15 protein-coding genes and 1 pseudogene are annotated in these 15,088 nt (G+C 42.0%); 8 read left to right on the top strand and 8 right to left on the bottom strand.

From position 1 onward, the window contains the following. Positions 1 to 4: 4 nt before the first annotated feature. Positions 5 to 2,134 (bottom strand): YccS family putative transporter, encoded by a 2,130-nt coding sequence (gene yccS / locus DES39_RS04340; protein WP_121144511.1) that lies wholly within the window; start codon positions 2,132 to 2,134, stop codon positions 5 to 7. A gap of 204 nt (positions 2,135 to 2,338) precedes the next feature. On the opposite strand from yccS, the gene DES39_RS04335 reads away from it, so the two are divergent. Next, the gene (locus tag DES39_RS04335; protein ID WP_121144790.1) at positions 2,339 to 2,668 is read left to right on the top strand and encodes a Grx4 family monothiol glutaredoxin; all 330 of its coding nucleotides are present in this window, start codon (positions 2,339 to 2,341) and stop codon (positions 2,666 to 2,668) included. A 66-nt stretch (positions 2,669 to 2,734) separates the two neighbouring features. On the opposite strand, the gene rnt is transcribed toward DES39_RS04335, so the two are convergent. After that, a complete protein-coding gene (gene rnt, locus DES39_RS04330) occupies positions 2,735 to 3,367 on the bottom strand; it encodes a ribonuclease T (RefSeq protein ID WP_121144510.1) in 633 nt (210 codons plus the stop codon). A 168-nt stretch (positions 3,368 to 3,535) separates the two neighbouring features. Between rnt and dinB the strand changes: the two genes are divergently transcribed. Then, entirely contained in the window at positions 3,536 to 4,600 is a 1,065-nt protein-coding gene (dinB, locus tag DES39_RS04325; protein ID WP_121144509.1) for a DNA polymerase IV, read from the top strand. Positions 4,601 to 4,674: 74 nt separating this feature from the next. Here the strand turns inward: dinB and pyrE are convergent, their stop codons facing one another. Together pyrE and rph are read right to left on the bottom strand one after the other, a co-directional pair. Further along, positions 4,675 to 5,322, bottom strand: a complete 648-nt coding sequence (gene pyrE, locus DES39_RS04320; protein WP_121144508.1) for an orotate phosphoribosyltransferase — start codon at positions 5,320 to 5,322, stop codon at positions 4,675 to 4,677. Positions 5,323 to 5,410: 88 nt separating this feature from the next. Next, positions 5,411 to 6,130, bottom strand: a complete 720-nt coding sequence (gene rph, locus DES39_RS04315) for a ribonuclease PH (RefSeq protein ID WP_121144507.1) — start codon at positions 6,128 to 6,130, stop codon at positions 5,411 to 5,413. 164 nt (positions 6,131 to 6,294) lie between these two features. Here rph and DES39_RS04310 point away from each other — a divergent pair, with 164 nt between their 5' ends. From DES39_RS04310 to rbsR, 5 genes and pseudogenes are all read left to right on the top strand, one after another. Continuing rightward, positions 6,295 to 7,161 carry a YicC/YloC family endoribonuclease gene (locus tag DES39_RS04310; protein WP_121144506.1) on the top strand — a complete coding sequence of 289 codons (867 nt, stop codon included), beginning with the start codon at positions 6,295 to 6,297 and terminating at the stop codon, positions 7,159 to 7,161. 125 nt (positions 7,162 to 7,286) lie between these two features. After that, positions 7,287 to 7,637, top strand: a pseudogene (locus DES39_RS04305) (ABC transporter permease subunit); the annotation flags it as partial. Between the two features lie 24 nt (positions 7,638 to 7,661). Then, positions 7,662 to 8,552, top strand: coding sequence for a ribose ABC transporter substrate-binding protein RbsB (gene rbsB, locus DES39_RS04300; RefSeq protein WP_121144505.1), 891 nt, complete (start codon positions 7,662 to 7,664; stop codon positions 8,550 to 8,552). A 112-nt stretch (positions 8,553 to 8,664) separates the two neighbouring features. Next, positions 8,665 to 9,588 (top strand): ribokinase, encoded by a 924-nt coding sequence (rbsK, locus tag DES39_RS04295; RefSeq protein WP_211324614.1) that lies wholly within the window; start codon positions 8,665 to 8,667, stop codon positions 9,586 to 9,588. A gap of 60 nt (positions 9,589 to 9,648) precedes the next feature. Beyond that, complete coding sequence (rbsR, locus tag DES39_RS04290; protein ID WP_121144504.1) at positions 9,649 to 10,656, top strand: ribose operon transcriptional repressor RbsR; 1,008 nt, start codon at positions 9,649 to 9,651, stop codon at positions 10,654 to 10,656. A 58-nt stretch (positions 10,657 to 10,714) separates the two neighbouring features. Here the strand turns inward: rbsR and zupT are convergent, their stop codons facing one another. The 3 genes from zupT to DES39_RS04275 are packed head-to-tail and all read right to left on the bottom strand — an operon-like array spanning position 10,715 to position 12,839. Then, positions 10,715 to 11,509 (bottom strand): zinc transporter ZupT, encoded by a 795-nt coding sequence (gene zupT, locus DES39_RS04285; RefSeq protein ID WP_121144503.1) that lies wholly within the window; start codon positions 11,507 to 11,509, stop codon positions 10,715 to 10,717. Positions 11,510 to 11,533: 24 nt separating this feature from the next. Then, on the bottom strand, positions 11,534 to 12,094 hold the full coding sequence (locus DES39_RS04280) for a YggT family protein (RefSeq protein WP_121144502.1): 561 nt from the start codon (positions 12,092 to 12,094) through the stop codon (positions 11,534 to 11,536). Between the two features lie 46 nt (positions 12,095 to 12,140). Further along, on the bottom strand, positions 12,141 to 12,839 hold the full coding sequence (locus DES39_RS04275) for a YggS family pyridoxal phosphate-dependent enzyme (protein WP_121144501.1): 699 nt from the start codon (positions 12,837 to 12,839) through the stop codon (positions 12,141 to 12,143). Positions 12,840 to 12,857: 18 nt separating this feature from the next. Between DES39_RS04275 and DES39_RS04270 the strand changes: the two genes are divergently transcribed. Then, the gene (locus tag DES39_RS04270; RefSeq protein WP_121144500.1) at positions 12,858 to 13,820 is read left to right on the top strand and encodes a type IV pilus twitching motility protein PilT; all 963 of its coding nucleotides are present in this window, start codon (positions 12,858 to 12,860) and stop codon (positions 13,818 to 13,820) included. A 165-nt stretch (positions 13,821 to 13,985) separates the two neighbouring features. On the opposite strand, the gene cysK is transcribed toward DES39_RS04270, so the two are convergent. After that, positions 13,986 to 14,951, bottom strand: coding sequence for a cysteine synthase A (gene cysK, locus DES39_RS04265; RefSeq protein WP_121144499.1), 966 nt, complete (start codon positions 14,949 to 14,951; stop codon positions 13,986 to 13,988). Between the last annotated feature and the right edge of the window lie 137 nt (positions 14,952 to 15,088).

The raw sequence follows: 15,088 nt of genomic DNA, 5'->3' as shown, positions 1-15,088 counted from the left end.
TGTATTAATTTCTTACTTTACTTAGCTGCTCAGCAAGTTGTGCTGTTTCAGGTAAAATATCCAAAATGAGTAAAAGCTGTTGTAAAACCAGACAATCATTATTATCCAAATCATGTGACTGTTTTTCGACAAGATGCGTGATAATATCGCGAATATGACTAAGATCTTTATCCATTTTTTGATTAGCATCAAGGATATTAATAATAATAACGCAGGCATCATCAAACAGCGAGAGGGTTTCAGGGTGAATCGGTTTATCGCGATGCACGGCCAATGTTGAAATATAACTAATTAAGGTATGATTTAAAGTTAAAAAACGAAAAGCTTGCTGAATCATTGCTTGATCGATATGCGGTTCTTTCGCCATGATACTGATGAGTGATGATAAGTCGGCATTATTTTCATGTACACTGCGCCTTATAACACGGTAAGAGGCATCATTACTTTTACCTGATAAATATTGTGCACCAATTATGGCTAAATAGTGACAATCGTCATGGCATGCCCGGCAAATGAGTGTGGGTAAATTACGAAATTTCCAGTCTGGCCATATAAAACTTACCGCGCACCAAGCGATAAAACAGCCAATGATCGTTGCAATAATACGATACGTTGCCACAGTTAAACTACTTTCACCCACTAAACCAAAACTGAAAAACACTAACAAGGTAATAAAGGCGGTAGCATAGGCATATTGTGAATTTTTAAATAGAAAAAACAGCCAGCCGCTGAGAATAATGAGCACTAATTGTGCCTGAATATTGGGTAATAAATAGGTGAGTGGTATACCAATGATAATACCACCGATTGTGCCCATCACCCGTAATCGCAAACGGAATTTAGTCGTTGAATAGTTTGGCTGACAAACAAATAAGCTGGTTAAAATAATCCAATAACCATGTTGAAGATCAGTTAGTTGAATGATGGCATAACCCACAAAAAAAACCAAACTCATACGCACAGCATGGCGGAAAAGTGTTGATTTCACGGTCAAGTTTTGCTTGATTCTCTGCCAGCAATCTTTAAATCCACCAAGCTTATCATCTACCAACTGCCTTTGGGTATATTGGCTTGACAACTGCTGTTCATTATTTATGTTTGATAATAACAGATCAATGCTGTGTAAATTCTTGAGTAAATGGTTTAAGGCATTTATTAGTTTGCTATCACCCTGATGACGCGTAATTGCATCTGCAAGATATCCGAAGTATTTTTCAAATGCGGGATTATGCTGATAAACTTGATTATATTTAATGCTAATGGCTAGCTGATAACATGCTTTGGCTTGCAGATTTAAAATACGCGCAAAGCGGAACAAAATATCGCTATGTTTAAACTGTTGACTCAGTGTTTCATAGCCGACATGTGTTGCATTGGCCCGTTCATGAATATCTTGCGCAACAAAATATTCATTGAGCATATTGCGTATATAGCTTTGACCACGATAACTTTTCAAACGATTAAACAGCGAGTGTTTAGTTTGATTTAAGGCATCAATAAGTTGATCATTGGCTTGAGCGAGTTGGGATAATTGCGATGTAAAGTGATTATTTTCATCGGGATCAAACAATGCCGCTTTGGCATCGAGATAGTTGCCGAGTTTACTAAATGAGATCGCTAAGCTTTGTTGCGTTGTTCTAATTGGCTGAATGAATGATTCTATAAAAACAACCACATTATACCAAATCGCGCCCAATAATAAATAAATGGATTGAGAATAGAGATCTTGATACATCTCATGACCAAGCATGGTATAAGCCGCAATGAGTAATGAACCAAATGCGATCACCGCATAACGTTGGCCTAGTGCACCAAGCATTGTAAACACGAATGTTGATATAACTAAGCCGACAATAAAAATGGCAGGATAAGGAAACAACAGCTGCACTGAAAATGTCGCTAATGAAAAACAAATCAAGGTAATGACTAAATTGATAAAACGATTTAGTAATCGGGTATCGATTTCAGTTAGCGCGGCCGCAACAACCCCAAGCGTTAACGGAATCACTGCCGTGATATCACCTAAATACCACGGAATAAATGTCGTACCGGTTAAGCTAATTAAAATACGTATACAATACAGTACATTACTGTGATAAAAAACCTGTCTTAAAGATAAGCGTAGTGTATTCACAATTTACGAATCTCAGTAATTAATATCATTTATTTTAGACTAAATTGCTTACAAAAAACAGGGTTAAATTGCGGAGTAATACTTAGCGTTGTAATTATTAAAAATAATAAATACAGTAATAGTTATTATCAATGAATATAATTGCTGATTTTTGCGTTAATATAGACACCTATTTATTTTGTAGGAATTGATTCTATCATGACAATGACAACACTCGAAAAAATCCAAACGCAGATTAGCGAAAATCCGATAATTCTTTATATGAAAGGATCACCTAAATTGCCAAGTTGTGGATTCTCGGCGCAAGCATCACAAATTTTATCTCAATGTGGTGCACCATTTGCTTATGTTGATATATTACAACATCCTGACATTCGTGCTGAGCTACCAAAATTTGCCAATTGGCCAACCTTCCCACAGCTTTGGGTTGAAGGTGAGCTTGTTGGTGGCTGTGATATTATGATTGAAATGTTCCAGTCAGGTGAATTACAAGCGTTGATTAAAGAGACAGCAAGTAAATATCAAACCGCATAGTGAATAAAACAACAGGAAATGCTCGCATTTCCTGTTGTTTATCATGCAATGACCACGCTATTTTAGCTAATCTTGATTGTTTTCAGTCAACGGCCAGCCACCTAGCGATTTCCAGCGATTGACCATTTCACAAAACAGCACGGCAGTTTTTTCTGTGTCATAAAGCGCAGAGTGAGCTTGCTTTTGATCAAAAGCAATATTAGCCGTTTCACAGGCTTTGGCTAATACCGTTTGGCCATAGACTAAGCCTGCCAACGATGCAGTATCAAAGGTGGCAAAAGGGTGGAACGGATTTCGTTTGGTTTTGCTGCGCTCAGCGGCGGCCATTAAAAAACCGTGATCAAAGTGAGCATTATGCGCAACAATTACCGCACGGTTGCAATCGGCCTCTTTAATGCCTTTGCGTACTAGCTTAAATATCTCCTCAATAGCAATATGCTCATCGACTGCGCCACGTAACGGATTATTCGGATCGATGCCATTAAAGGCCAGTGCTGAGGGGTCTAATATTGCCCCGGCAAATGGATTGACATGAAAATGAATTTTATCATCAATAACCAACCAGCCATCTTGGTTCATTTTTAGCGTAATGGCGGCGATTTCCAATATTGCATTGGTTTTATTATCAAAACCCGAGGTTTCAATATCAATCACAACAGGATAAAAGTTGCGAAACCGATCGCATAATTTATTCGACATAGTAGATTTAGGCACAATAATAATAACTTATTTATAAGACGAAAGCGGCTATTATGCCAGTAAACGTTAAAATAGGATAGTGATACTAAATCGATATAGTGATGAGCTGAATTTTAGAGTATAGTGTATATACATACAGTTTTATTGGGATTGGCGAACGATTGTAGTATGAATTTTGTAAAGAAAATTATTCATGTTGATATGGATTGTTTTTACGCCGCTGTTGAAATGCGTGACAATCCGCGTTATCGTAATCTTCCGATAGCCGTTGGCGGTGATCCCAAAAAGCGTGGCGTTGTGGCGACAGCGAATTATTCAGCGCGTCAGTATGGTATTCATAGTGCGATGCCAATGGCACAGGCGATAAAATTATGCCCCCATTTGACGGTAGTTGCTGGTCGTCATGTTGTTTATAAAGAGGTGTCTAATCAAATCCACCATATCTTTAAGCAGTACACACCATTTATAGAAGCCTTATCACTTGATGAAGCTTATCTTGATGTAACGCACTGCCCATTATTTCAAGGTTCTGCTACATTGATTGCACAAGATATTCGCCATAAAATTGCGCAAGAATTAAATTTGACGGCATCAGCTGGCGTTGCACCACTCAAATTTTTAGCTAAGATCGCCTCTGATATTAATAAACCCAATGGGCAATATGTTATTCCACCTGAGCAGGTCAGTGATTTTATTGCCAATTTGCCGCTGAAAAAAATTCCCGGCGTGGGACGAGTGACCGAGAAAAAACTCGCTGAACTCGGGTTAGTGTATTGCCGTGATGTATTGAATTTTGACTTGAGTCGATTACTTAACCAATTTGGCAAGTTTGGCCGAATCCTGTATGAACGCTGTCAAGGGATTGATGAACGAGAGGTGAATAATGACCGGCAGCGTAAGTCGGTTGGCGTAGAGCGCACACTGGCAACGGATATTCATACCTGGCAAGAGTGCTTACCGTTTTTTGATTCGTTATATGATGAACTTGAGCTGCGATTAAAGAAAGTGCGAGCCGATTGCACGATTGCCAGGCAAGGGGTTAAGTTTAAATTTCAGGATTTTCAGCTGACGACACAAGAACACATTTATACCAAACTCGATAAACATGATCTCATTGATCTTGCTTATCAAATTTGGCAGGAAAGACGTCAAGATCGGGGCGTTCGTTTGATTGGTTTTCACGTTACCTTAATCGATCCACAGCTCGATAAACAGTTATTATTAACGTTATAGTGGTCGTTTAATTTACGCTCTTAACTTATATTATTTGCAAAAATAAAGCGCCATTTGGCGCCTGGTTAACCGCATTAATTGCTGATGCCATAAACATCACGATACGCTTTAACTCGAGCGAGTTCATCGGTTTTACCATCTTGTTCAAGATAGCTGATTAAATCGGCTAAGGTGATGATCGAAATCACTTCACAGTGGTAATTTTGTTTGATTTCTTGAATCGCTGATAATTCACCGCGACCTTTTTCTTGACGATCTAAACTAATTAACACACCTGAGAGTTTGGATTGGTTATTTTCAAGAATTTGCATCGATTCGCGAATGGCTGTACCGGCAGTAATGACGTCGTCAACTAACATGACGCGTTTATACTCAATTGAACTGCCGACTAAATTGCCGCCTTCACCATGATCTTTGGCTTCTTTACGATTAAAGCAGTAAGGGACTTCAATATTATGGTGCTCAGATAATGCCACCACCGTTGCTGACACAATAGGAATACCTTTATAAGCGGGTCCAAAAATCACGTCATACTCAAGATTGGCATCGATCAGCGCTTCGGCATAAAAACGACCTAATAAAGCAAGGTCTTTTCCGGTATTAAAAAGTCCTGCGTTAAAAAAGTAGGGACTTTTTCGCCCTGATTTTAAGGTAAATTCGCCGAATCGTAATACTTCTCTTTCAAGCGCGAACTGAATAAATTGTCGTTTGTATGACTTCATATCATGTTTCTCCAAATCTTAACTTGTCATCACTACTCATCAATTTGAATAAAAAGAAAGCGACTAGGTCGCTTATTTATCATTTTTATCAAACAAGATTCAAGGCTGACTTTTGCGCTTGAATAATGTTACTAATTCCATTTTGTGCTAAATCTAATAACGTTAACAATTCGGCATGGGTAAACGGTACACCTTCAGCGGTGCCTTGTACTTCAATCATTTTACCATCAGCTGTCATGACGACATTCATATCGGTCTCGGCATTGGAGTCTTCAACATATTCAAGATCACACAAGGCTTTACCATCAACAATCCCCACAGAGACCGCGGCAATGAGTCCATGAAATGGGTTAGTTTTTAAGGCGCCTTTTTCTTGCATACGACTTAACGCATCGTATAGCGCAACACAAGCACCAGAAATCGATGCGGTGCGCGTGCCGCCATCTGCCTGAATGACATCGCAATCAACGGTAATGGTATATTCGCCTAACGCGTCAAGATCAACTGCGGCACGTAACGCGCGCGCGATAAGGCGCTGAATTTCCATAGTGCGGCCAGTTTGTTTACCTTTTGCTGCTTCGCGCTGCGTACGGCTATTGGTCGCTCTTGGTAACATGCCATATTCAGCGGTAATCCAACCTTTATTTTGACCTTTTAAAAAACGCGGTACACCTTCTTCGACAGTCGCATTACATAGGACTTTTGTATCGCCAAACTCAATTAAAACAGAACCTTCAGCGTGTTTGGTATAATGACGGGTAATTTTTATTGGGCGGACTTGTTCCGCAGTTCGGCCGGAAGGGCGCATCTCTATCTCCAATTTGATTGCTATTGCTTATGATACATTTGTATTACAGTATTAGGAGGACATTACAACAAGAATTTGTAATGTTTAGCCTAAGCTAAGAGCGCATTATACAGAATATATGATACAATGCCCAGCAACTTTTTAGACTTTAGGAATAAAGCATTATGATCCGCAGTATGACCGCGTACGCCAGAAAAGAAATCAGTGAGAGTTGGGGATTTGCCTCTTGGGAATTACGTTCAGTTAACCAACGCTATTTAGAGACCTATATCCGTTTGCCTGAGCAGCTGCGCTCACTTGAACCACTGATCCGTGAAAAACTGCGTAATCGCTTAACGCGCGGTAAAGTGGAGTGTAATTTACGTTTTGAGCTTGATTTGTCCAAGCAGCATCAAGAGCTATTACTCAACAAAGATCTGGCAAAGCAGTTATTACATGCCGCTAGCTGGATTAAACAGGAAGCGACTTTTGGTGAGATCAACGTGGCTGATATTCTACGCTGGCCGGGCGTGATGTCAGCTAAAGAGCAAGATTTGGATCTGATTTCACAACAACTTCTCGCGTTTCTTGATGCTGCCATTGATGAGTTTATCGTGGTGCGTGAGCGAGAAGGTCAGGCATTAGAAGCCTTAATTATTCAGCGCTTAGAAGGTATTACGGCTGAAATTGACAAAATCCGCCAGTGGATGCCACAAATTTTGCAATGGCAAAAAGACAAGTTACAAGCCAAACTTACCGAAGCTAATGTTGAACTGGAGTCAAACCGCTTAGAGCAAGAGCTGGTTTTAATGGCGCAACGAATTGACGTGGCCGAAGAACTCGACCGCTTATCCACTCACGTTAAAGAGACTTACACCATTTTGAAAAAGAATGAAGCTGTTGGTCGCCGCTTAGACTTTATGATGCAAGAATTCAACCGTGAATCGAATACCATTGCATCAAAATCGATTAACGCCGATGTCACCGCATCCGCCATTGAACTGAAAGTGTTAATTGAACAAATGCGTGAGCAGATTCAAAATATTGAATAACCCCCTCACCACACCACCATTTTAAGTACCAAACAAGCCCTGCAATAAAGGGCTTTTTTATTGGATTTGCTACCGCCGCCTTCTACCTTACCATCATTCACAGAACCTCATCCTCACTTATCTAAGCCGCGACGCGCTTATCGGGGATTAATGTTGACCGCGTGAAAATTACCGTTTATGCCATTAGCGGATTATTGTGTGCACTAGCGAGTATCATTGAAGTGGCCCGTTTATCTTCGGCGCAGCCTAATGCTGGCGTCGGTTATGAGATGGATGCGATTGCCGCTGTGGTGCTTGGTGGTACAAGCATGGCCGGTGGACGCGGTAAAATCATCGGCACGTTAATTGGCGCTTTGATTTTAGGATTATTAAATAACGGCTTAAATTTACTGGCAGTTGACCCTTATTATCAAATGATTGTTAAAGGCCTAGTCATTTTATTTGCTGTATTAGTCGACAATAAAACCACGAAATAGTGATTACCCATTTAGGAGCATACCATGAAATTCAAACCATTACTGACTTACGTTGCCTCGATGACGTTAGGCGTCGCACTGTCAACGCAGGCGTTTGCCAAAGATACCATTGCGCTGGTTGTCTCAACGCTGAATAATCCTTTTTTTGTCACCTTAAAAGAGGGCGCCCAAAAACAAGCCGATGAACTGGGTTATAACCTGCTTGTGCTTGATTCGCAAAATAATCCGGCCAAAGAGCTGGCAAATGTGGAAGATTTGATTGTGAAAGGCACGCAATTAATTTTAATTAACCCAACCGATTCTGATGCGGTAGGGAATGCTGTTGTTGCCGCTAACAAAGCCAATATTCCGGTTATTACGCTCGATAGAGCATCAAACAAAGGTGAAGTGGTCAGCCATATTGCGTCTGATAACGTGGCAGGCGGCAAAATGGCCGGTGATTTTATTGTGCAAAAATTGGGTCAGGATGCTAAAGTAATCCAATTAGAAGGAATAACTGGCACATCGGCGGCGCGTGAGCGAGGTGAAGGCTTTAAACAATCAATGAAGGCACACGATGTGACTTTACTGGCTTCACAACCGGCTGATTTTGACCGAGCCAAAGGGATGAATGTGATGCAAAATTTATTAACATCGCACCCGACAGTACAAGCGGTGTTTGCACAAAATGACGAAATGGCACTGGGCGCCATGCGGGCAATTCAAACGGACGGATTAAGCAATGTTTTAATTGTTGGTTTTGATGGCACCGATGATGGTATTAAAGCGGTTAAACGTGGACGTATGACCGCAACAGTTGCCCAGCAGCCAGCGTTAATTGGCGCCATTGGCGTTGCAACCGCCGATAAAGTGCTAACAGGTCAGACTGTTGAACGCGAGATTCCGGTCGAGCTTAAGCTTATTACCCAAGAGTAACACAAGCCGTAACGATGACGTCGTCATGGTCAATCATGGTCTTAATTGACCATGATTGATCGTGGCATCAGCCGGAATAGATAACTTATTACCAACATATGGAACCGCTATTATGGTTAAAAAATTAATTGTACTCGGTAGTATTAATGCCGATCACGTCCTAAACCTGCCACAATTTCCTAAGCCAGGACAGACATTAACCGGTAATCATTATCACATTGCGTTCGGTGGTAAGGGGGCTAATCAAGCCGTTGCGGCAGGGCGCGGGGGCGCCAATATTCAATTTATCGCGGCAGTCGGTGATGATGATATCGGTAAAACCATCTGTGAACAGTTAATAAAAGACCAGATTGATACCCGCTCTATTGCGTCGATCGCCAATGAAAAAACCGGCGTTGCGCTAATTTTTGTCAATCAGCAAGGTGAAAATGAGATCGGCATTTATGCTGGCGCTAATGCGGCGGTCACGCCAGATTATCTGCATGCTTATCAGCAAGATATTATCGATGCCGATGCAATTTTGATGCAGCTTGAAACGCCACTCGCCACCATTGCATCTGCCGTTAAGCTCGCTAAGCAGCATCATACCCAAGTGATTGTTAATCCGGCACCGGCACAAGCATTAACCGATGAAATCCTTAGCCATATTGATATTATTACGCCAAATGAGACAGAAGCTGAATCATTAACGGGCATTACTGTGAGCTGCGAGCAAGACGCGGATCGCGCCGCTAAGCAGCTGCACCAAAAAGGCATCAATACCGTGATTATTACGCTAGGCAGTAAAGGTGCTTGGGTGAGTGTTGCAGGCGTTGGAAAATTAATTGCAGGTTACCAAGTGCAAGCGGTTGATACGATTGCCGCTGGCGATACATTTAACGGTATGCTGGTGACTGCTTTACTGGAAGGCAAAACACTTGATGAGGCAGTAAAGTATGCGCATGCTGCCGCGGCGATTGCGGTGACGCGCACGGGCGCACAATCTTCGGTGCCGTGGCGTGAAGAGATTGAGCAATTTATGGTTCAGCATCGATAACCATTTTGCTATACTTTACTTTCGCTTACCAAGATTGAGATTCAACAAAAGGATGTGCTTTTGGCTACCATGAAAGATGTTGCAAAACTTGCCAATGTTTCAACATCAACCGTATCGCATGTGATTAATAATGATCGCTATGTCAGTCCGGCAATACGCAGTCGTATTGAGGCGGCAATCGCGCAGCTTAATTATACCCCATCGGCATTAGCCCGTAGCCTAAAGCGTCAAGAAACCCGCACCATTGGCATGCTACTGACGCGTAGCAATAACCCGTTTTTTTCTGAAGTGGTGCAAAGCGTCGAACGCAATTGTTATGAACTCGGTTATCAACTGATTCTTTGTCATACCGAAGGTGATAAGCAGCGGATGATTAACAATATCGGAACCTTATTACAAAAACGGATCGATGGTTTATTGGCGCTATGCTCCGAAACCCATTCGATTCCGGCCGAGATATTTTCCAGTTACCCATCATTACCGATGGTGATGATGGACTGGACACCTTTGTCTACGGCGTGTGATATTATTCGCGATAATTCGCTGCAAGGTGCCACAATTGCGGTGAACTATTTAATTGCTCAAGGATATGAGCGTATTGCCTGTATCACCGGGCCACTTGATAATACGCAGGCTCAGCTGCGTTTTAGCGGTTACCAGCAAGCGATGCAGCAAGCCGGCTTGACGATTTATCCGGATTATCAAGCTGAGGGCAATTTCCAGTTTGCGTCCGGTTATCAGGCCATGCAAACGCTGCTTGCCTTACCCAAGCGGCCTGAGGCGGTTTTTTGCTGTAATGATGCGATGGCTATCGGCGCTTATCGCGCGATTAATCAAGCAGGAATGGTAGTCGGTGAGGATATTAGCATTATTGGCTACGATGATATTGAGCTTGCTCTGTATCTTAACCCGCCCTTAACCACCATTCATCAGCCTAAAGATGAACTGGGTCAGCTGGCGGTTGAAACGTTGTTACACCGCATTCAACATAAAGACAGTGAGTCGCATGTACTAACCTTAACCCCGATCTTGACTGAACGGGCGTCGGTCAAAAAGCTACTACGCTAATATCGTTTAATCTATCTGGCTGGTTAGCAGTGAGTGATTAGCCGCAAAAATACGGCAATTAGCAATACTGTAATAAAATTAAGCTAAATCCCATCACCGTCATGCCGCATAAAATGCCAATACTTGGATTGCGTTTAGGATCCACTTCTTTGGCGAGTGGAATGAGTTCATCAACGGACAGGGCGACCATAATGCCGGCAACCGCTGCCATAATGCTGGCCATCAATGCTTGCGTAACATAACTACCTAGGGCTAAATAGGTCAAAACGCCGCCCAAAATTTCAGAGCAGCCCGATAAGCTTGCCCAAAATAGTGCTTGCCACTTTGATCCCGTTGCAATATAGATCGGTGCCGCAACGGCTAAGCCTTCCGGAATATTATGAATAGCAACGGCAAGCGCAATGCCGATGCCTAATTCTAAGTTAGCACTGGCGGTGACAAAGGTAGCAATGCCTTCTGGGAAATTATGTAGGCTAATGCCGAGTGTGAGTAGAATAGCGGTACGTTTGAGCTTCTCTTTATGGGATGATTGTACGCGCTGCATACATTCAATGTCACCACGTTCACAGGGTATATCTTGTGGATGATAATGCGGTAATAAGCTATCGATAGCAAAGTAGCCAAGTAAACCGGCAATAAACATGAAATAGCATAAAATTGGCGATACGGACGGCGTGCTGAGTGCGGCGGGTAACATCTCCATTAATGAGATTAACAGCATAATGCCGGCGGCAAAACCAAGCGAAAAACCCAGTAAACGCGCGGAGGGTTTTTGGGTTAAGATACCCAAAATCGCACCAATGAAAGTTGATGCGCCGGCTAAGATGGTTAAAATTAATGGCGTGGCACTCATGAATAATCCTTTTATGCTAAGGAACTAAATCGATACGATGCCCCACCATGGGCTAAAGAGAGACATCATGAGCATATTTAAGACGATTAGCGCAAAAACAAAAATCATAAATGATACGTCGATGCCGCCAATCGGTGGCACAATACGGCGTATTGGTGCAATCAGCGGTTCGGAAAGCTGTGCTAGCACATCCTCAAGAAACGATTGCCCGCGGCTCACCCAACTTAAAATAGCGCGAACAAGCAGTATCCAGAAGATCAGATGACCCAATGCGTTGACGGCAACCAAACAGCAATACAGCAAATATGTCAGGCTAAAATAAGGCGCATTGGTGGCAAAATAGAGAATAGTCAGGAGTTTGAGCAGCGATAATAGATACAGCACAATAAATGAGGCAGTATCAAATTTACCAATTGCTGGCACAAGTATTCTTAGTGGGCCAATAACAGGCTGCGTGACTTTGATGACAAACTGCGTAAATGGATTGTAATAGTTGACTCGAGTATATTGCATCCAAACCCGTAAAATCACTAAATAAATGCACAGGGTTAATAGCGTATTAACAATATAAAACAGTGGTGACATAGCAAACTCCTTTACGTGATATTGCAGCAATATATCATAAAAATCATCAGTTGTATTCTCTGGCGCCAAATATCGCTGAACCTATCCTGACCATTGTGCTACCTGCTAAAATCGCTGATGCCATATCATCACTCATGCCCATTGATAAGGTATCGATATCGGGGGCGGATTGTTGCAACTGTTGATACAGTGTAAACATCTGTTTGAACGCGATAAGTTGTTGTTCTGGCTCTATTTCTGCTTTCGGTATCGCCATTAATCCCCTTAATGTCAAATTGGGTAATGCTAAGATAGCCCGAGCTAGGGTTAACATCTCGTCAGGGTGAATCCCTGATTTGCTCTCTTCATGGCTAATATTAATTTGAATTAGTACATTTAACGGTGAGAGCGATGATGGGCGCTGTTCACTCAGTCTGTGTGCTATCTTTAATCTATCGATCGTTTGCACCCAATCAAAATGTTCGGCGACTATTTTCGTTTTATTCGATTGCAAAGGGCCAATAAAATGCCATTCCAGCGCAGTATCAGCATGATGCTGCTGAAAATATTGTACTTTTTCGACGCCTTCTTGCACGTAGTTTTCACCAAAAGCGCGTTGCCCAGCAAGAATGGCGTCTTCGATTAATGTACAAGGTTTGGTTTTACTGACAGCAATCAGTTTAATTTGCTTGGGATCACGATCGCACTGTTTGCTGGCATCGGTAATGCGCTCAGCGATGTGTTGTAAATTAGTTTGCATAGTCATAGTTTTTTCGGTGAATTAATGGAATCAATTTTAGCGTTAAGTGTATCGCAAAATGCATCAGATGTGCACCTTTCGAGTGGTGAAAAGGTGCTTATTCGGCAAAATGGCCAGCTAATACGATTAGAGAGCAACATTTTATCTTCGCATGAATTACACACGAAGCTCTATGGCCTGTTAAGCAAGTCACAGCAAATGAAAATGGCGCAAGATAAGCAGCTCGATTTTGCTTACCATCATGCGGTATATGGGCGATTTAGAGTGAATGTTTTTTACCAGCAACATGGCATTGCGGCGTGTTTACGGCTGATTAATCAGCAACCGCTGACACTTGATCAAATCTGTGCGCCAAAAATATTGCATACACTTGCACAAAAACAGCAGGGGCTAATTTTGATTACTGGCGCCACTGGGAGTGGTAAATCGACGACGTTATCCGCCATGATTAATGACATTAATCAGCATGCTGCTAAACACATTATTACCCTAGAAGATCCGATTGAGTTGATTTATCGCAATCAACAATCGCTGATTCAGCAACGCGAAATCGGCGTGCATTGTACGGATTATTTAGCGGGCTTAACCGCTGCACTGCGGCAAGATCCTGATGTGATTGTGATTGGTGAACTGCGCGATCAGGCAACTATGAGCACGGCGTTACATGCCGCGCAAACGGGTCACTTGATTTTGGCAACCCTGCATAGTCATTCTGCTGTGGCAACGATTAGTCGCATCATTGATGCTTTTCCTGAGCAGTCAAGGCATTTTGTTCGAACGCAATTAGCTGCGTCATTACAAGGAATTGTTTGCCAACGACTTTATCATCATACGCCGTCGGTCAGAAAAGCGAATTTTGAAATTCTGATCAATACGCCGTCGGTGAGTCACTTAATTCAAGAAGGCAAAATTAAGCAACTCGTTTCGGCAATACAAACCGGTGGTCAATATGGCATGCAGCTGTTTGAAATAGAGTTTGGGCAATAGTTTACGCCACCGCTTGAATCATAGTTTGCATCATCATAGCACTCGCATTGTGCTATCAATAAAAAAGGCACAACCCGTGCCTTGATGAAATAGGTGTGATGCTAGTCGCAACCGACAGCCAATAGACTTTTCAGGTCAGAGTGCTTAGCAAATCTGATTGATAACTTAGCCTAACTCTTGCTCGGTAAATAAGCCGCTAAACAAGTCGGTACTCAAATAACGTTCACCGGAAGACGGTAAAATAACCACAATGGTTTTATCTTTATTTTCCGGTAAGTTAGCCAATTTATCTGCGGCGAACACTGCTGCACCAGATGAAATACCAGCTAAGATGCCTTCTTTATCCATAATTTTACGTGCGGTATCAATGGCTTCTTCGTTGGAGACTTTTTCAACCAAATCAATTAAGCTTAAATCAAGGTTACCCGGAATAAAGCCCGCGCCAATCCCTTGAATTTTATGTGGCCCAGGTTGGATTGGTTCGCCAGCTAATGCTTGTGAAATGACAGGCGAAGTTAGTGGTTCGACAGCAACCGCCGTGATGGCTTTACCTTGGCTATTTTTAATATAACGCGTCACGCCAGTAAAAGTACCACCCGTACCAACGCCAGCAATGAAAATATCAACTTGACCATCGGTATCTTGCCAGATTTCAGGACCCGTAGTTTTTTCATGAATTTCAGGATTGGACGGATTACTAAATTGTTGCAGCATCAAATTATGTTTAGGATCGCTGGCAACGATCTCTTCTGCTTTGGCAATCGCACCTTTCATACCTTTAGCTGCATCGGTCAAAATCAAATTAGCGCCGAGTATTTTTAATAATTTACGTCTTTCAATACTCATACTTTCTGGCATAGTTAATGTTAATTTATAACCTCTTGCCGCGGCAACTGCTGCTAAGGCAATACCGGTATTACCACTAGTTGGCTCAATAAGTTCAACATCTGGGGTTAATAAGCCGCGTTTTTCGGCATCCCAGATCATATTTGAGGCAATACGACACTTTACACTAAAGCTTGGATTACGTGATTCCACCTTAGCCAGAATATTACCCTGCCCAAAATGTTTTAAACGTACAAGAGGGGTGTGGCCGATTGTTTGTGAATTATCATCAAATATTCTACTCATTATTAAATCCTCTTATTATCCGTATACGAAAAAATAGCATTAGCTATTTAACGAAAATTAACTGAGATGATTATAAGTCGTTAATGGTCATAAAGGGTACTAATTATTTGTTATAAGATTATACTCATTTGACATAA

The sequence above is a fragment of the Orbus hercynius genome (genome assembly GCF_003634275.1).
Lineage (GTDB): Bacteria > Pseudomonadota > Gammaproteobacteria > Enterobacterales > Orbaceae > Orbus > Orbus hercynius.
Note: the sequence above shows the minus strand (reverse complement) of the source record. Positions and strands in the feature narration are given on the sequence as shown.